The organism is Vibrio sp. PSi01 (assembly GCF_054960695.1).
Genome location: NZ_JBHNYN010000007.1, coordinates 71,078 through 89,760, shown reverse-complemented (window position 1 = coordinate 89,760; position 18,683 = coordinate 71,078). Strand labels below are relative to the sequence as shown.

The window sequence follows — 18,683 nt, the reverse complement described above, 5'->3', positions numbered from 1 at the left end:
ATGCAAAAAGGAGCTCCAAAGTTACTCATGTTGATTATGAGAGTGACTATATTCCTAACTTTGACTGTGATTGTACTCGGTGCTTACACTCGTTTGTCTGATGCCGGTCTTGGCTGTCCCGACTGGCCTGGTTGTTATGGAAAGATCACGGTGCCTTCTGATGTATTGGCGGTGACTGAAGCGAATCTGCAATTTCCAGAACGAGCTCTCGAAGCAGACAAAGCTTGGATAGAGATGATCCATCGCTACTTTGCAGGAACATTAGGGCTGCTTATCTTTGTCGTTGTTGCTTGGTGTATTAAAAAGAATATAACAACTGCTGGTCTGCCGTTACTTATTTCTGCAACCGTGATATTTCAGGCTTTGCTTGGAATGTGGACGGTGACTCTCAAGTTGATGCCCGTTGTGGTTATGGCGCATTTGATGGGGGGCTTCACGTTGCTGTCACTGTTGTGTTTGCTCTACTGTCGTTTGTCTCAATTCCAAAGCCGTTTTGGAGAGGTTGCCTATTCTTCACCACTTAAAATTTCGGCACTATTCGGATTACTCATTGTAGTCGGGCAGATACTGCTAGGTGGCTGGACATCGTCAAACTATGCCGCTTTGGTGTGTACCCAATTGCCGATTTGTGAAGGTAACTGGATGAGCTACCTCGACTTCAAAAATGCGTTCGATTTTGCTCAACATGGACACGATAACTATGAGTTTGGTGTGTTGGAATATCCCGCGAGGCTTACCATCCATGTCATGCACAGGTTCGGGGCTATTGTGGCGACGTTAACGGTGCTGATGATCGTGTTCCAGCTATGGAAATTTGGCCAAGCGCCTCACCAAAAGCTGAGCGTGATTGTCGCAATAGTCTTGTTTACTCAAATCGGCCTTGGGATCAGTAATGTATGGTTTCATCTGCCAATTTTAGTTGCGGTTTTGCATAACCTAGTCGCAGCGATGTTGCTCATCAGCATGGTTGTAACCAATTTTGTCGTGTGGCAACGCAAACCGAGTGAGATCTTGGTGAAGAACAGTGTATTACAAGGAGGTAATCATGGTCAGTAGAACGTCAACACAGTATGAAGTGGTGGCTCAAGACGCAGCCTTAACTCATAAGATAGCAACCAACAATGACACAGCTTTAAGTAACAAAATTGCTACAAAAAACAAAGCCACTTGGAAAGTCTATTTAACGCTGACCAAACCAAAAGTGGTGGCTTTGATGTTGCTTACTGCACTGGTTGGGATGTGTTTAGCGGTACCCAATGGATTGCCCTTACAACAAACTCTGTTCGGAATGATTGGGATAGGGCTGATGGCAGGTTCGGCAGCTGCATTCAACCACTTGATCGATAAAAAGATTGATGGGCAAATGACTCGAACAAACCGACGTCCTTTGCCATCGGGTGAACTGAGCAGTGTGCACGTGTTCAGCTTTGCTGCTGGTATCGGCTTACTTGGCTTTACCACGTTAGTGGTGTGGGTCAATCAACTGACCGCTTGGTTAACCTTTGCAAGCTTATTGGGTTATGCCGTGATTTATACCATGTACTTGAAACGAGCAACGCCGCAAAACATCGTGATAGCAGGAATCGCTGGCGCTATGCCCCCTTTATTAGGTTGGACGGCAGTAACTAATGAATTGCATTCAAATGCTTGGTTGTTGGTGATGATCATCTTTATTTGGACGCCTCCGCACTTTTGGGCGTTGGCGATTCATCGTCGTGATGAGTATGCCAAAGTGAATATCCCCATGCTGCCTGTGACTCACGGAATCGAATACACCAAGACTTCTATTTTTCTCTATACCTTGTTGCTTAGCATCGTGTGTATATTGCCGGTATTGGTCGGCATGAGTAGTTGGATATATCTAAGCGCTTCATTGGTGCTCAACGGTGGGTTTGTTTATCATGCTTGGGTACTTAAATATCGTGATGAGCCCAATATGGCGATGAAGACCTTTAAGTTCTCCATTTATCACCTAATGATCTTATTTGTCGCTCTGTTGGCGGATCATTATTTGCTTTGACAGCTTTGCGCTGAACTACATAAGGTTTTCCTTATATCAGACCAAACCTTTGGCTTCCACTAACCTAACTCTGACATGTTATGTATGAAAAACCGGACAATTGATTGACATGAATTATATAAAGGAACCGGTAATGGAATTCACTGAGCAAGATAGAGATGCGTTATATCAAACGTGGATGTCACAAAAATCGCGCATGAGAATTACGCAAATGGAGTTTTCAAAGAAGCTAGGAATGAACCAACTTGATTTCTCAAGAGTGCTAAGAGGGGAAACGGCACTAACCATGTCCTTCATTAGCCATTTCTGCCGCTTACTTCATTTAGAACCTAGAAATGTGTTCCCTTCGTTGAAAGAAGCGAATAATTCAGGGCCTAAAGTAGTCTATCTGAAAAGTCGTATGAGTGTTGATGGTGAGATTCAAAATGCTTACATCGAAGGTAATCAAGTGATAGTAGAGTATGCCCACACTGTTCAGCGAGACTAATTTTAGATCTAGCTCTGAGTTTTAAATCCTTTTTCTACAATATTTTCTCTTAGGGTATGGCATACTTATGTCGAGTGTTAAATTTAACCTAAGTGCGCTATGAACCCTTTAAAACTTCTTGTGCTTGTCGCAACCAGCATTTTCTTGTTTGGTTGTGCAGGCGGTCCGATTATAACCGAAACCAAATTCACCACCTACGAAGACTTTCAGCCTGGTCCTGATAGCGGTGTCGATTTAGTTTGGGCAAGGATTGGACTACGTGACGCCCAACGATTGAAATCCAAATTAAACTCTTATGATTCTGTGGTGATCGACCAAATTTTTGTTCTTGCAGAAGAAGGGACACTAGATCCGGAAGAGATCGAAGAGCTCATTGATCATATGGTGAGCTGTTTGGAGGCTAAGATATCGCCTCATAAAGCGATTGTTGGTGAACCTACGGGTAAAACACTACGTTTAAGTATTGCCTTGAGTAACGTTGAAACCCCAAATCCTATCTTAGCTGTGACAAGTAGTGTTTTGCCATTCGGCCTCGCTATGTCTACGATATCCAAGGTGACAACGGGTGAGCACACCAATGTTGGAAGCGCGAGTGTTGAACTCCTGGTGAGCGATGCACAAGATGGCACACCATTGTTTGCAGCAATAGACCGTGAAGCAGGCAATAAAGATTTTTCGACGATGATTGACTCTTTGGACGATGCCAAAGATGCGATCAACTACTGGATTGAACGTTTAGGTGATACTCTACAGAATATCGACGACGCATAGAAAGAGCACGTAATGCTAGAGAAAGAGAACCTGATTAAGTTAGCTAGAATGCAAATGCCATTTGGCAAATACGCTGGCCGCGCATTGATTGACTTACCTGAAGAATATTTGCTCTGGTTTGATAAGAAAGGCTTCCCGTCTGGCGAGTTGGGCGACTTATTAAAACTGTGCCTTGCTTTGAAAATTGAAGGGCTTGATAGTGTCGTCAAGCCTCTAAAATACCACTTCCCTGAAGATCTATAATTATGGCTGCGTCTAAGCTCTTAAACAAAAGAAAGGTTTAAGGGGGAAGATGCATATTAATGGAAATGCCTTAATCGTTCTTTCAACGAATACAAACGACCTATAGCAAATGAAACTTATCAGGAGCTTGGCAGATATGCATTCAGGAGAGAACACATTAAAAATGAATTGGATCTGGTGTTGATCACCGTTTCTACTATGCACGTAACGCGGATGATTATATTATTCCCCCCCTTTGAACAAGCCCATACATTACCCTATCAACTCTCTACCTAACCATAATCTATTGCAAGTCAATTATTTGTTCAAAATCTAATATAGATCTTGAATCCATATCATGTAAGAAGGCAAACTACGCGTGTAATTATTATAAATACTAGAGTCAACGTCATAATTGGACTCCATAGAAATAAGTTGTAATAGGTATCTGATGCGTTTTTTAACTTGCTTTGCTTTAACTTGTTCTATTCTTTTTTCAGTTCAGAGTTTTGCTGAAGAGATCAAGATTTTCACTTGGGAAGACTATATCTCTGATACCGTGATAGAAAAGTTCGAAAAGCAATATGGACATACCGTATCTCAGGTCTATTTTGAAAGTGAAATGCTGCGAGATGTTGTGGTGTATTCTGGGAAAGCTCTAGCCTACGACTTGTTTATCATTGATGGGCTAACCATTGATGAGCTGGGCAGAGAAGGTATTTTAGGGGATTTGTCCAATGTTCTGGAGGGAGATAATTCATATTTCACCGATATATCTCGCGGAGTATGTGGGTCGTACGGTATTCCATATTCTAACGGTACAATGGGGGTCGCATTTCGCTCTTCAAAGGCTACCGAAGGGATAACCTCTTGGATGGATGTTTTCGATTACGCATTACAGAATCCCCAGACCGTCGTGATCCCCGATGATGATGTGGACACCATAGCAATCGCATTATTGGCGTTAGGGTTTGATCCTATGACCGAAAATGAAGTTGAACTAGCCCAAGCGTACAAACTATTGATGAAGGTCCGTGATCAGCTATTAGTAATGAGAGCCGGTACTGGCTATGCTCTAGATAAAAGATCTGCTTCTAAAATGGAAGTTACCGTTATCTACTCAGGAGAAAAAGAACAAATTGCGTCGTATACAGAGCAAGATGATTGGACCTACACGATTCCTCAAGAAGGAACTCTGATGTGGCATGAATGCTTCAGTGTTCATAAAGAAAAGCCTGTTAGTAAGGCGTCAATTGAGTTTCTCAACTTTATTAATTCACCAGAGATAGCAGCAGTAAATGCCGAGGAGATGTGGTTCGCAAGCTCGAATAGACACGTATTGGATTTCGCAACTGATGAGTATCTGCAAGATGAAGAGTTGTTCCCAATGGCATTAGATAACACTTCATCGTTTACCTATAAAACATTGAGTAAAGAAGCTTCAGATCTGAGAAGTCAAATACTCACTGTTATTCATAACCAAAAATAAAAGACAGAAAATGAAACTGTCGCTAAAGATCAATTATATTTTGCTTCCCGTTATGGTGGTTATCTTCTCCATCGCCGGTGTGTTTTCGTATACCAGTCAAAAAATGCATCTGAATTCGTCGCTATCTGAAAAATTACATAACGAGCTTGGTTATATCTCTCATGACCTTAATGAAGCGTTTAGAGAGTTAGATTTCGCAATTAGAATGAGTCTAGAGAGCTACTATATTCAAAAGTATCTTTTTGAAATATATGATGACACCACTCAGTATTACATGGAGAAAGAGTTAGCGAGGTATATTAATCAGTTGAAGCTCAACCACGGTGCGATCGAAAGCTTTGCTCTGGTGGATATTAATGGCGAAGAGCTTATATACTTTAATACGTCAGATCCATTTAAAAAATACTCTGCTGATACGGTTGTGACGGACCACCTTGCTACGATTAAACAAGCATTAGATTTGAAAGGTGTTGCTCGCGTTAACGCCTCTACTTACAAACTAGACGACGGGGTTGAAGGCCCTGAGTTTTTTATCATAAAGACATTTACACCCGAACAAAGTTTTACTATCCCAACTTTTTCTAAAGGCCAGACGTTACTAACAGCAGTGATTCGCGCTAAAGCGGGACACTATGACGAATTCCAAGAGTCGGTAAAAAGTAAGGTTGGTCCATATGCCCAGCTAATACTTAAACCTAATTCTACCTCGCATTCGCTGACGAACGCAGAACAGATAAAAGAGATTACCCAGCCAGACTATGAATTTGGTTTTCAATTAGTGCATGACTTATGGTCTATTAAAATTTGTCTCCCCCAAGAACAACTCAATGAGTGGTATAAACCCTTTCAGCTTCTTTATGCCGTTATTGTATTGTTAGTCACTGTGGTTACTTTCTTAATACTAAAATGGCTTATCGTAAAACAGGTTATTAAGCCAGTAGAGAGGCTTAGTGAGCAAGTAGAGTCCGTAAATTATGATGATTTGGTCTACATAGAACGTTCTAAAAGTAACGACGAAGTCTCCATCCTTACTAATAAGTTTATTAACTTGATCACTGAGCTCGATGGATTAGCAAAAAAAGATTCTCTGACGGGCTTACCAAATAGAAAAAAATTCAATCTAGATATCACACGCATAATGAATAACTGCACTAAAACGGATAAAAAGGGCGCGGTTATTTACTTTGATATCGATAACTTTAAACACGTGAATGACAAATATGGGCATCATATAGGGGACCACTTACTCGTCGTGTTTGCAGAGCGCCTCGTCGAGAGCTTTGTTGATTTTGAGTGGGAAACACTAACTATATCTGATGTTGAGTTTGCGAGGTTATCAGGTGATGAGTTTGCCATCATCGTGGGAGGGTTGGACGACTTAAATATACTTACTGAGTTTGCTGATCGAATTCTATCTCTCTTTGAGAGCGGCTTCGAAGTGGATGGGATTCAATTTGATGTTGGTGTTAGTGTGGGTATTTCGGTATACCCTGATGATGCTAAAACGGTCACCAAATTGGTCAACAATGCAGATTCAGCGATGTATAGTTGCAAAAAGATTGCGGGAAAAAATCATTATCAATTCTATTCAAAGGAGATGGATAGGGAGATAAAGCGTCATGCTCAAATCAATGAAGATCTGAAAGAGGCGATTAGAACTAATCAGATGTATCTAACCTATATGCCTGTTTATGATATAGAAAAGGGCAAGATAAAAGGTGCTGAAGTTTTAATACGAACGAACTACGAGGCTTTACGGTCATATGGGCCAGCCGATTTTATACCAATAGCAGAATCGTCAGGCTTAATTAAACATATTGATTATTGGGTTTTAGAGAATGCTCTGCAGAGGCTATCAGTTTGGATACAAGACCTGGACTTCGATGGTACGTTAGCGATTAACTTCTCATCTTGGCAGCTTTCCAATTCCGACTTTGTCAATGTACTTTCTGGAATGCTAATGCGCTATGAAATTCCAGCCCACATGGTCGAAATGGAAATCACTGAAACCTGCTTTATACCTGGAGATAAACAGAACATCGAGAGGCTTAAGGAATTGAAAGAGCTAGGAGTAAAGGTTTCTCTCGACGATTTTGGTACTGGCTATACGGCCTTTAGTCAATTGATAAGTTACCCTATCGATACGCTTAAGATCGACCGTATGTTTGTTAACGCTATTGATTCTGAATCAACAGATAAACAGCTCATCGAAGTGATCATCGAAATGGCCAAAATTTATGATCTCAATATCATTGCAGAGGGCATAGAAACAGCAAGTCAGCTGGATTACGTTCGAAGCAAAGGGTGTCAGGCAGTACAAGGATTTTTACTATCCAAACCTTTAAGAGAAAATGATTTTATCGATGCGTGGAAAAGAGGGTCTTTGCCTGAGTACAGTTAGAGATCCGACACTATAAAATCATACTGGTTTTGAGTTTTGGAATGATACATCGCTTTTCCTGCTTTCTCGGTGACGTTAGGCTGCTCCTTATCAAGCGATGCAGGTCTATTACATACATGCAGAATAGATGCTCTTCCTTCCCTATAAATTACGCAATCGATAGCGTGTAAATAATGTTGTACAGGGTGTTTTAAATATAAAACACAAAAAAAATTGCGTTTATTTTCAATTAGTGATTGAAACTAGAGTTTTTACTAGTTAAGTTACAGGGAACAAGAAGATTAGTGCTGATAGAAAGTTACGTGAGACAACGTACATTCAGCTCAAGGATAGAAAAAAGGAAGAAGTAAGCAATGTTCCAGACTGATGATGTAAGAATTAACAAAGTAAAAGAGTTATTACCACCTGTTGCTGTTTTAGAAAAGTTTCCAGCGACAGAAATTGCTTCTTCTACAACCTTTGAAAGCCGTAAAGCGATTCACAATATTTTAGAAGACAGCGATGATCGCTTACTTGTTATCGTAGGCCCATGTTCTATTCATGACACAGAAGCGGCACTTGAATACGGTAAACGTTTGAAAGTACTGCGTGATGAACTAGGCGATAAGCTTGAAATCGTAATGCGTGTTTACTTTGAAAAACCACGTACAACTGTTGGTTGGAAAGGGCTAATTAATGACCCGTACATGGATGATACATTCAAACTAAACGATGGTCTTCGTTTAGGGCGTAAACTACTGCTTGATCTAACCGATCTTGGCATGCCAACGGCAAGTGAATTCCTAGATATGATTACGCCTCAATATGTGGCTGATCTAATTAGCTGGGGCGCAATTGGCGCACGTACGACTGAATCTCAAGTTCACCGTGAACTAGCTTCTGGTCTGTCTTGTCCAGTTGGTTTTAAGAATGGTACTGATGGCAACATCAAGATCGCAACAGATGCGATTCGTTCGGCAGGTGCTTCTCACCACTTTTTATCAGTGACTAAGTATGGTCATTCAGCTATCGTTGAAACGGCAGGTAACCCTGATTGTCATATCATTCTGCGTGGCGGTAAAGAGCCAAACTACAGTGCTGAGCATGTAGGTAAGATCAAAGCGGAACTGGCGGCGTCTGGTCTACCACAAAAAGTAATGATTGATTTTAGCCACGCAAACAGCTCTAAGCAGTTCAAACGTCAAATGAACGTATCTGACGATGTAAGTGCACAGGTTGCTGGCGGAGACAAAGCAATTTTCGGTGTGATGATTGAGTCTCACCTAGTTGAAGGTCGTCAAGATTTGGTTGATGGCAAGGCGGCAACATACGGTCAGTCTATTACCGATGCTTGTATTGGCTGGGAAGATACTGAAACAGTACTTCGTCAACTAGCAGACGCTGTTGAAGCGCGTCGTAATAAATAGAATAGCCACCGAAAGGTAGCTTAGACATTTAAAGCCCTCATTAGCGAAAACTAATGAGGGCTTTTTATGTGGGTTACACCGCTTAGGTTAGGCTCTAGGTTTAGGGGTTAAGCTCGTTTATACGAGAAAAGACAGTAGCTCTTTTACTTTGTCTGATAATAAAGTTGGATTTTGCTTGGTCTCTACATTGAGACGTATTAATGGCTCTGTATTCGATTGTCTTAAATTGAAGCGCCACGATCCCATATCCATACTAAGACCATCGACGTAATCGATCGAAACGGCGCAGTCTTGGTAGTATGCTAATACCGAAGCTATGACTAGATCTGGGTTGGATACTTTTCGATTTATCTCCCCAGATGACGGGAATTTACTAATACTGACACTAGTCAATTGATAAAGGGACTGTTGAGTTTTCGAGACCAGTTCGATAACTAATAGCCAAGGTATCATTCCTGAATCACAGTAACCAAAATCACGGAAATAATGGTGAGCACTCATTTCTCCGCCATAAATAGCGTTGGTTTGCCGCATTTTTTCTTTTATCAGTGCGTGTCCAGCTTTAACTGCAATAGCGTTTCCATCAAGTTGCTTGGCGACTTCAATCGTGTTCCATGTCATACGCATGTCGTGCAATACGGTTGCGTTACGCTCCTTCATTAAGAATGCTTCAGCTAACAAACCAACAATATAATAACCCTCAATGTAATTGCCTTTTTCGTCAAAGAAAAAACAACGGTCGAAATCGCCATCCCACGCAATTCCTAGATCTGCGGAATGTTCTAAGACTGCATTTCGAGTCGCTGTTTGATTTTCTTTAATCAATGGGTTGGGAATGCCATTTGGGAATTTTCCATCAGGTGTATGTTGAACCTTGATAAAAGTAATAGGGGTATCGAGTGCAGTAAAGCGGTCTTCTAAAGCATCTATTATATGCCCGGCAACGCCGTTTCCTGCGTTCACCACAATTTTCATTGGTAACAGTTTAGAAGGAGCTATATATGAAAGCAGGTGGTCGATATAAGGTTGTAAAGTAGATAGATGTTCAGCATCGGCGTGCTGAGCCACGGTTGGGTTATCGCAAAGGTTAACTAGCTTAGACTCGAGATTGAGAATTCGCTGCTTTATCTCATTCAAACCGCTATGTTTACTGAGCGGACTGGCACCTACGCCTACCAATTTCATTCCGTTGTAATTGATTGGGTTATGGCTGGCTGTGATTTGTATTCCGCCAATCGCTTTTAGGTGACGAGTCGCAAAGTAGACTTCTTCAGTGCCAGTCATACCTAGGTCTATGACGGCTATCCCAGACTCGATTAAGCCTTTGGTCATGGCTTCTTGTAATGAAGGGGACGTTTCTCGGTTATCACGACCAATCACCACTTGAGCTAAGCCATCGAATGATGTCTCAGGTGTCGTGGATAGGGCGTATTCGCCAAATGCCTTGCCGAGCAAATAGGCGAACGGCTCACTGATTTGAGATCCGATGATGCCACGAATATCGTTGTTCTTAAAGCAACTGAGATCTAATGTTGGTTTCATTATGCAGTCGTCACTTTATTCCGTGGTGCTTTTAGATTGATGGTCGTCTAAAACTTCTCGTCCATAGCTGTCTTGATATCGGATGATATCGTCTTCACTCAAGTGACTCCCTGTTTGTACTTCAATCATCTCGAGTGGGAGCCTCCCTGGATTCTCTAGGCTGTGAATATGACCTAAAGGGATGTAAGTGGAGTGATCTTCTTCGATTAAATACGTTTTGTCGTTATTGGTTACTTTTGCAGTACCTGCCACCACCACCCAATGCTCAGCTCTGTGATGATGCATTTGTAGCGAAAGCTTATGGCCAGGCTTCACGGTAATACGCTTCACTTTGTCGCGCTTTCCTAAATCAACAACATCGTATTTCCCCCAAGGCCTAAATACCTCTCGGTGTTGAAGATGCTCTGTTCGACCAGCTTGGTGGAGTTGGTTTACTATCGATCTAACACCCTGGACTTTGTTCTTATCAGCAACCAGTATGGCGTCTTTGGTTTCTACAATGATAAGGTTATCAACCCCCACAGTCGCCACCAGTTTATTCTCAGAATGAATGTAGTTGTACTGAGAGTCGACGGTTAACACATCACCTTCAATGACGTTGTTATGTTCATCTTTATCGCTTACGTCCCAAATAGCAGACCATGAGCCGATATCATTCCAACCGACGTCCATTGGGATCACTGCAGCGTGTGAAGTTTTTTCCATCACCGCATAATCGATGGAATCGCTTGGGCTATGTTTGAATGCTTCGGCATCGATACGAATAAAGTCGAGGTCGGTATTTTGCTTTGCAAGAGCTCGCTTGCAGGCTGTTAAAATTCTTGGGTGATGTTCGGCTAGTTCTTCAAGATAGCGTGACGCCTTGAACATAAACATGCCGCTGTTCCACAAGTATTGCTCAGAGCTAACGTAACTTTCTGCTGTTGATTTATCTGGTTTTTCAATAAAGCACTCAATGGTATAAGCATGATGGACGGGTTGTTCTGTAGTTTTGTTGTCTGTCGCTGTAGTGCTGTTGTTTGCCTGGTTAATAGAGGAAATAGGCAGACCCTGCTTGATATAACCATAACCTGTCTCAGGGGAGCTAGGAGTAATGCCGAATGTGACCAGTTTGCCTTGTTCGGCATACTCGACACCACGACTCACGGCTTGTTGAAACTCCAATGTTTTAGCGATGTGATGATCGGCAGCCAATACTAACAAGATCGGGTCAGAATCATTTGTTTTGTTATCTGTCGAATTACCTAAAGCTTGTAAGGCTGCTAATGCGATCGCGGGAGCCGTGTTTCTTCCAACGGGTTCCAACAGAATACCACTGTGTTGAAGCTCTGCCGATCGTACTTGTTCGGCAGCGATAAAACGATGTTCTTCATTGCAGATGATGAAAGGGGCATCACAATTAGTATCAACAACAAATTTTTCTAGACCGTGTAAGCGTTGCAGTGTTTGTTGCAACATTGAATGCTCACCAGCAATACTTAGAAATTGCTTGGGGTAGAGTTCGCGAGATAATGGCCAGAGGCGACTACCAGAGCCGCCAGCTAAGATGACAGGTAAAATCATAAAGTGGTAATGAGTTATATAGGACTACTACCACCATGTTATCACGCCTTACACATCTTTTTTATCGACCTTGGCTATCTATTAGTCTCAGGGTGTGAATTACTAAGATCTTGAGAGCGACTAATGTCTTGAGAGCGATCAATGTCTTGAGGGTCAATCTTAAGTGTCTGAGTTGGGAATGCAATATCGGCATCGTGCTTATGAATAATATCTAATACCTGTAACAGCACATCCTGTTTAACTTTGTGGTACCTCACCCAGTTGATGGTTTTTGTAAAAGTGTAAATAAAGAAGTTTAGCGTTGATGGCCCAAATTTATCAAAGTTGACGATGAGTGTTTGCTTGGCATCGATATCTTTGTGGTTTTCAAGCATGGTTTTTACGTCATCAACAATGAGGGCGAGTTTGTCTGCATCTTGATAACGAAGTCCAAAGGTCTCATTGATTCTGCGGTTTAGCATTCTCGATGGGTTCTCTACTACAATACTGCTGAATACTGAGTTTGGAACATAAAGAGGACGCTTATCAAAAGTGCGAATTATCGTCATACGCCAGCCAATGCGTTCTACGGTTCCTTCAATTTGACGGTCGGGAGAGCGTATCCAATCGCCGACTTTAAACGGTCGGTCGAAGTAAATCATCATGCCGCCAAAGAAGTTAGATAGTAGATCTTTCGCAGCCAGACCGACAATTAAACCACCGACACCACCAAAGGTGAGTAAACCAGATAGGCTGAGCCCAAACGCCTGCATGATAGTTAGACCACCCATCACCATGAAGAACAGCCGAGCGACCTTCGCGATAGCTTGAACTGTGGTTTCATCTCTGTTTTTTTGCTCTAAAACATACGCTTCAGAGTTGCTGATCATCCGTAATGTAAACCATACAAATGTACATATAATCAATATATGCTTAAGTGTTTTTAACCAGTTGATCTCATTACCAAATTGATCTTGAAGGACTAAGCCGATAGAGACAGTTGCAGGCCAACACCAAAGTAACGTGCTGACAGGTGCTTTTAGTGCTTCAAGTAATAGATCATCCCAATGAAATTGGGTCTTCTGAACCAGTAGTTCTAGACGGTTATGGATAAGTCGCCAAGCTACCCAAGCGAAAAAACTCGCAATGGTGATAAATAGAACACTATTTGCCCAATCACTATGGCTCTGGTTGATGTAGGTTTGAACTTGGGTTACGAATTCATTCATTGTGTGTACTGCCGCAGAAATTATGGGTTAGAAATTAGCAGAAATCACTTTTGTTCTCTACCTTTATAAATCAAGCGATTAGCTGACATTTTTATTTATCTATGCATATATAGTCGTTTTTCGGTATGAAGACAATTTAGTCATCGGTTTTCGACGTTAAGTAGCTTTTTAAATGGAGCGGTGAATGAGTGACAAACAATTTGCAGTTATTGGATTAGGGCGCTTTGGTCTGTCTGTGTGTAAGGAGCTTCAAGATTCAGGAGCTCAAGTTCTTGCTGTTGATATTGATGAAGAGAAAGTGAAAGAAGCGGCCGCTTTTGTGTCGCAGGGGATTGTTGCTAACTGTGCCAATGAAGAGACTGTGGTTGAGCTTAGATTGGACGACTATGACATGGTCATGGTCTCTATCGGGGCGGATGTTAACTCTAGTATTCTAGCGACACTGGTCGTCAAAGAAGCTGGGGCTAAAACGGTTTGGGTTAAGGCCAATGATAAGTTTCACGGCAAGATTCTCTCTAAGATTGGTGCCGATCATATCATTATGCCAGAGCGAGATATGGGAATACGTGTTGCCCGAAAAATGTTAGACAAACGCGTGCTTGAGTTTATCGACCTGGGCAGTGGACTAGCGATGACAGAAATCGTAATCGGTCATAAATTCTTAGGCAAACGACTTTGCGATTTAAGTCTGTGTAAAGAAACTGATGTACAAGTCTTGGGCTTTAAGCGTGGCCCGAACTTAACCAAAGCGCCATCGTTAGACATCAGTTTGGAAATTGGTGATGTGGTCATTATTGCGGGACCTAAGACGCTGTTGGCTCATAAACTCAAAAACTTATCGTAAGGTGAGTCTATGAATTCGTTAAATCGAAGAGGGCTGTTTTACGCTTTAGAGCAAGATGAAAAGCGCAAGAAAGGTTCTGAACCTAAGGTTATCCTGACGAGCTTTCTCGCGGTGCTTATTCCTTCGGCGATACTACTTACGTTACCTGTTTTCTCTGTGACAGGGCTCAGCTTTACAGATGCACTGTTTACAGCGACGTCAGCGATCAGTGTGACAGGTTTAGGTGTGGTTGATACTGGTGAGCATTTCACTCTATCTGGAAAGATCTTGTTGATGTTTTTGATGCAAGTTGGTGGGTTGGGGCAGATGACGCTGTCTGCGGTATTGCTCTACATGTTTGGTGTTCGGCTAAGTTTGAAACAACAAGCGTTAGCGAAAGAAGCGCTTGGGCAAGATCGTAAGATAAACCTTCGGAAATTGGTGAAGAAGATCATCATTTTTGCATTGGTTGCAGAGTTTATTGGTTTTGTGTTGCTCTGTTTTCGTTGGATTCCTGAAATGGGCTGGACAACGGGAAGTTTTTACGCACTTTTCCATGCGATATCCGCATTCAATAACGCTGGTTTTGCTCTGTTTTCAGACAGTATGATGAGCTTTGTTGACGATCCATTGGTGATCTTCACTCTGGCTGGTCTATTTATTTTTGGTGGTTTAGGTTTTACGGTCGTTGGTGACTTATCTAGTAACTGGCGCAAGGGTTTCAAGCATTTACATTTGCATACCAAGATAATGCTAACGGCGACTCCTACCCTATTGTTAGTTGGTACTGTGTTGTTTTGGTTACTGGAGAGAAGTAACCCTGCAACGATGGAAGGTTTGTCTATCCAAGGTCAGTGGTTAGCGGCGTTTTTCCAGTCTGCGAGTGCACGTACTGCTGGGTTCAATAGTGTCGATTTGTCTCAGTACACTCAGCCCGCATTGTTGGTGATGATAGTACTGATGTTGATAGGTGCAGGCTCTACCTCAACAGGGGGTGGGATTAAGGTCTCGACCTTTGCTGTGGCATTTGTCGCGACGTGGACGTTCCTGCGTCAGAAAAAGCATGTAGTGATGTTCAAACGCACGGTAACTTGGCAAGTGGTAACAAAGTCTTTGGCCATTATTGTGGTCAGCGGAGCGCTATTAACGACCGCGATGTTTTTGTTAATGCTGACTGAAAAGGCGGCGTTTGATCGAGTGATGTTCGAAGTGATCTCTGCTTTTGCTACGGTTGGGTTGACGGCAGGGTTAACGGCTAATCTTTCTGAACCGGGAAAATACATTATGATTGTAGTGATGGTGATTGGACGGATTGGACCTTTGACTTTGGCCTACATGTTAGCTCGCCCAGAGCCTTCTTTGTTGAAATACCCAGAAGATACGGTGTTAACAGGTTAAGTTTGTGGGTTTTACGGTAACTAAAACAAAGCCAGCGATATGCTGGCTTTGATGTTTAATATCTAGCTTTATTTATTAGCTATTAGCTATTAGCTATTAGCCCTCGAATAGTTCTACATATTCTTCGTAGCCTTCGTCTGCCAGTTTGTCCGCTGGGATAAAGCGCATGGCGGCTGAGTTCATACAGTATCGTAGACCCGTTGGCTTTGGACCATCTTTAAATACATGTCCTAGGTGAGAATCACCAAACTTACTGCGAACCTCTGTTCTTGGGTAAAGCAGTTTGTAGTCAGTGGTGGTTACGACATATGCTTCACTGATTGGTTGAGTAAAGCTCGGCCAACCTGTACCAGACTTGTATTTGTCTTTTGAAGAGAATAGCGGCTCACCCGTTACAATATCGACATAAATACCTTCCTGCTTGTTATCCCAGTATTTGTTATCAAACGGACGCTCTGTTGCATCATCCTGTGTCACATCGTACTGCAGTGAGGTTAGCGTTGCTTTAATCTCTGCATCAGACGGCTTAACGTAGGTCTTAGTATTGGTTGTCGTATTTTTGCTGTCTATGAGCTGACGGATAGTTTTCGGGTTTTCTTTTCTATCTTCACCGAAGATCTTATCTAGATACTGATCACGACCCGATGCATAGCGGTAGTAGTTGTAACGAACTTTGCTCTTCTTGTAATAATCTTGGTGATAATCTTCTGCTGGCCAAAATTTTTCAAATTTAATCAGTTCGGTTTTCAATGGCTCTCCAAAGATCTGAGCTTTGTCGATTTCCATCATGAAATTCTGAGCTACGTCTTTTTGCTCTTGGCTACGATAGAAAATAGCAGGTCGATATTGTGGACCTCTATCGACAAATGATCCTTTGTCATCAGTTGGGTCTATGTGTCTGAAGAATTGGTCAAGTACCTGCTCGTAGCTAACGACATCAGGATTATAAGTCACATTAATCACTTCGATGTGCCCTGACTTACCGGATGAGACTTGCTTGTAGGTTGGATTCTCTAATTCGCCACCAGAATATCCAGAGATAACGTCAGTTACGCCTGGTAGTTTTTCTAGATCAGATTCTGTACACCAAAAACAACCTCCGGCCAGTGTTGCTATTTCATTTTTTCCCGAATTGGCCGTTTTATCCATTGTATTGGCAGTGCCAGCTTGGCTCACAAATAGCGAAATCAGTGGCAGGGCAACCACGAGTGATACCAATATTTTAGATAATTTATTCATAAATACCTCATCTTGACGTTCTTTCATCCGATTTTGAATGTACGTATAGAGACAGGTTTTGGATGGAAAAAATTACATCATTTACAAAAAAATATGCCATAGAGAAAATCTTGCTCCTAAATGCCGCCAGTAGTAGGGTGTAGGCATTGATATAAAACACTAGATAATGATGACGTTTGTACATCTAAGGAACAACATGCAAGCAGAAGTTAAATGGGTCGAAGACTTTAAATTCTTGGGTAAGTCTCAATCAGGGCACTCTGTGGTGATGGATGGAAGTGGCGGTGCTACGGCGCCAAGCCCTATGGAAATGGTATTAATGGCCGCAGGTGGTTGTAGCTCTGTTGATGTGGTTGATGGTTTGAAATCTGCAGGTCAGAACATCACAGGTTGTAACGCAAAACTAACAACGACACGTCGTGAAACCGCACCAAAAATCTTTACCGTAATTAATATTCATTTTGAAGTGTCTGGTGATAATCTTACTCCTGAGCTTGTCGCTAAGGTATGTGCAGATTCGTTAGAAAAGTACTGTTCAGTGTGCCTAATGCTGGGTGAGGGCGTAGAAATGACCCACAGTTGGGAAATCGTCTAGTCTTCTGATTGTACCGTTTTGGCGTGAGGCTGATTTTTACGGCTTACAGCTTACGGTTTATGGGCAAAGGCAGATAAAGAAAAGGGCAGAGCACTTTCAAGTACTCTGCCCTTATTATTGCAATTAAGGTAGAGTGCTATTACTCAGCAGCTTCTACGATAACTTCTTCTACTTGTACTTCTTGCTGGTATTCAAAAGCAGGGATAGTTGCGTCAACACGGCGGTTTTGAGCGCGGCCTTCTGCAGTATCGTTTGATGCAATAGGATTATCTTCACCTTGGCCAGACGCTGAAATGCGGTCTGATTCAATGCCTTGCTCTTCGATGTATGCAGCTACAGCAGCAGCACGTTTCTTAGAGATCATCATGTTGTATTCTGCTGAACCTGTTGAATCGGTGTGACCAACAACATCAACTGATGATTGTGGGTGAGCTTTAAGTACTTCAACGATTGGCATTAGAGCAATTTTTCCGTCGGTAGACAGTTCAGTGCTGTTTGTTTCAAACATACCTTGAGAGAAGCTTTCAGTTTGCGCTTTAGTAACAACTACCGTTGTTTTCTCTTCCACAACAACTGCAGGCTCTGTGATTGGCTCAGATGGTGCTTGTGTTACAGCAACGGCAGAAGCTGCTGCTGCAGCCGCTGATGCCGTTGTGTTGCCTGTACCGAAATTGTAGCTAACACCAACAGACAGTAGGTTTGAGTTCAGATCTTGAACATAGTTGTCGTCGAAATCATCGAAGTATTGGTATTCAGCACGCACCGCCCAATTAGAAGACAGCTGCTTCTCTAGGCCGATACCAGCAGCGAAAACAACATCATCTTCACCACCGTGAGAAATGTAAGCAGGACCCGCTTTGAAGAATACGTCAAACTCTTGCTGTACCGGTAGGCGGTACATTGGAGTTAAGGAAATTGCGATCAAAGGATCGCTAAACGATGATGTAGTGCCATTCTTCGAAAAGCTAGTTTTGTAATCACCTAAGAAATCAGAACTCAACTCAATGCCAAGTCTTTCTGTGAAATTATAACCAGAGTAGATACCAGCACCAATTGCATCATCATCACATTTAGTACCGCTTACACACGCGCTGTCTAACCAGCCTAGGCCGACTTTTGCACCAACATAAGTGGTTGCAGCAATTGAAGGAGCAGCAGCTAAGCCTGAAGCGGCAACAACAGCACACATGATTTTTGACAGTCTTTTCATAATCTTATCCTTGGATTAACTATTATTGTTATCTGAACTTGCCAGTAAAACGATCACTTATTAGTTGATGACACTGCTTATAATAAGTAAATCAAGGCGTTGGTCCAGCTGGATCTATTTTTTACTTAGTACTTATATTGTTAATCTGATTGCGTATCGTAGTCAATGAAATTGTTAAAAATTATATATTTAAAGTGCTATTTACTGTTTTATTTGTCAATAGTATGTTGTCTCAAATGTTGGAAATGAAGAAACCTCGTGCCATTGTTCGGTTCTCGAGGTTTAATTTTTACTTTTTGTGTGTATTTA

16 protein-coding genes are annotated in these 18,683 nt (G+C 42.1%); 11 read left to right on the top strand and 5 right to left on the bottom strand.

Annotated features, from left to right (window positions below; translation table 11 throughout):
* The 8 genes from ACFI6G_RS12155 to aroG all read left to right on the top strand — a co-directional run bounded on the left by ACFI6G_RS12155 (position 1) and on the right by aroG (position 8,796).
* Positions 1 to 1,056, top strand: a complete 1,056-nt coding sequence (locus tag ACFI6G_RS12155; protein ID WP_010428695.1) for a COX15/CtaA family protein — start codon at positions 1 to 3, stop codon at positions 1,054 to 1,056.
* The gene (gene cyoE / locus ACFI6G_RS12150) at positions 1,046 to 2,020 is read left to right on the top strand and encodes a heme o synthase (protein ID WP_016792293.1); all 975 of its coding nucleotides are present in this window, start codon (positions 1,046 to 1,048) and stop codon (positions 2,018 to 2,020) included. Before ACFI6G_RS12155 ends, cyoE begins: the two co-directional genes overlap by 11 nt.
* Before the next feature lie 133 nt (positions 2,021 to 2,153).
* Positions 2,154 to 2,507: a hypothetical protein gene (locus tag ACFI6G_RS12145; protein ID WP_010428699.1), complete on the top strand. Its 354-nt coding sequence runs from the start codon at positions 2,154 to 2,156 to the stop codon at positions 2,505 to 2,507.
* Between the two features lie 99 nt (positions 2,508 to 2,606).
* Positions 2,607 to 3,278: a DUF3313 domain-containing protein gene (locus ACFI6G_RS12140; RefSeq protein ID WP_010428701.1), complete on the top strand. Its 672-nt coding sequence runs from the start codon at positions 2,607 to 2,609 to the stop codon at positions 3,276 to 3,278.
* A gap of 12 nt (positions 3,279 to 3,290) precedes the next feature.
* Complete coding sequence (locus ACFI6G_RS12135) at positions 3,291 to 3,521, top strand: DUF3820 family protein (protein ID WP_010428703.1); 231 nt, start codon at positions 3,291 to 3,293, stop codon at positions 3,519 to 3,521.
* A gap of 430 nt (positions 3,522 to 3,951) precedes the next feature.
* The gene (locus ACFI6G_RS12130) at positions 3,952 to 4,989 is read left to right on the top strand and encodes a polyamine ABC transporter substrate-binding protein (RefSeq protein WP_010428706.1); all 1,038 of its coding nucleotides are present in this window, start codon (positions 3,952 to 3,954) and stop codon (positions 4,987 to 4,989) included.
* A gap of 10 nt (positions 4,990 to 4,999) precedes the next feature.
* Positions 5,000 to 7,390: a putative bifunctional diguanylate cyclase/phosphodiesterase gene (locus ACFI6G_RS12125; protein ID WP_016789427.1), complete on the top strand. Its 2,391-nt coding sequence runs from the start codon at positions 5,000 to 5,002 to the stop codon at positions 7,388 to 7,390.
* 353 nt (positions 7,391 to 7,743) lie between these two features.
* Complete coding sequence (aroG, locus tag ACFI6G_RS12120; protein ID WP_016767690.1) at positions 7,744 to 8,796, top strand: 3-deoxy-7-phosphoheptulonate synthase AroG; 1,053 nt, start codon at positions 7,744 to 7,746, stop codon at positions 8,794 to 8,796.
* 117 nt (positions 8,797 to 8,913) lie between these two features.
* On the opposite strand, the gene ACFI6G_RS12115 is transcribed toward aroG, so the two are convergent.
* From ACFI6G_RS12115 to ACFI6G_RS12105, 3 genes are all read right to left on the bottom strand, one after another.
* A complete protein-coding gene (locus tag ACFI6G_RS12115) occupies positions 8,914 to 10,338 on the bottom strand; it encodes a phosphohexomutase domain-containing protein (protein ID WP_016767691.1) in 1,425 nt (474 codons plus the stop codon).
* Positions 10,339 to 10,353: 15 nt separating this feature from the next.
* Positions 10,354 to 11,901 carry a mannose-1-phosphate guanylyltransferase/mannose-6-phosphate isomerase gene (locus ACFI6G_RS12110; RefSeq protein WP_016792295.1) on the bottom strand — a complete coding sequence of 516 codons (1,548 nt, stop codon included), beginning with the start codon at positions 11,899 to 11,901 and terminating at the stop codon, positions 10,354 to 10,356.
* Positions 11,902 to 11,975: 74 nt separating this feature from the next.
* Positions 11,976 to 13,109, bottom strand: coding sequence for a mechanosensitive ion channel family protein (locus ACFI6G_RS12105; protein WP_102461278.1), 1,134 nt, complete (start codon positions 13,107 to 13,109; stop codon positions 11,976 to 11,978).
* A 184-nt stretch (positions 13,110 to 13,293) separates the two neighbouring features.
* Here ACFI6G_RS12105 and ACFI6G_RS12100 point away from each other — a divergent pair, with 184 nt between their 5' ends.
* Together ACFI6G_RS12100 and ACFI6G_RS12095 are read left to right on the top strand one after the other, a co-directional pair.
* Complete coding sequence (locus tag ACFI6G_RS12100) at positions 13,294 to 13,953, top strand: potassium channel family protein (RefSeq protein WP_010428726.1); 660 nt, start codon at positions 13,294 to 13,296, stop codon at positions 13,951 to 13,953.
* 9 nt (positions 13,954 to 13,962) lie between these two features.
* Complete coding sequence (locus ACFI6G_RS12095) at positions 13,963 to 15,330, top strand: TrkH family potassium uptake protein (protein ID WP_010428729.1); 1,368 nt, start codon at positions 13,963 to 13,965, stop codon at positions 15,328 to 15,330.
* 96 nt (positions 15,331 to 15,426) lie between these two features.
* Here the strand turns inward: ACFI6G_RS12095 and msrB are convergent, their stop codons facing one another.
* A complete protein-coding gene (msrB, locus tag ACFI6G_RS12090; protein ID WP_022570982.1) occupies positions 15,427 to 16,569 on the bottom strand; it encodes a peptide-methionine (R)-S-oxide reductase MsrB in 1,143 nt (380 codons plus the stop codon).
* A 196-nt stretch (positions 16,570 to 16,765) separates the two neighbouring features.
* Between msrB and ACFI6G_RS12085 the strand changes: the two genes are divergently transcribed.
* Entirely contained in the window at positions 16,766 to 17,164 is a 399-nt protein-coding gene (locus ACFI6G_RS12085; protein WP_010428733.1) for an OsmC family protein, read from the top strand.
* Positions 17,165 to 17,303: 139 nt separating this feature from the next.
* Here ACFI6G_RS12085 and ACFI6G_RS12080 read toward each other — a convergent pair whose 3' ends face one another.
* Positions 17,304 to 18,374 (bottom strand): OmpA family protein, encoded by a 1,071-nt coding sequence (locus tag ACFI6G_RS12080; protein ID WP_016785093.1) that lies wholly within the window; start codon positions 18,372 to 18,374, stop codon positions 17,304 to 17,306.
* Between the last annotated feature and the right edge of the window lie 309 nt (positions 18,375 to 18,683).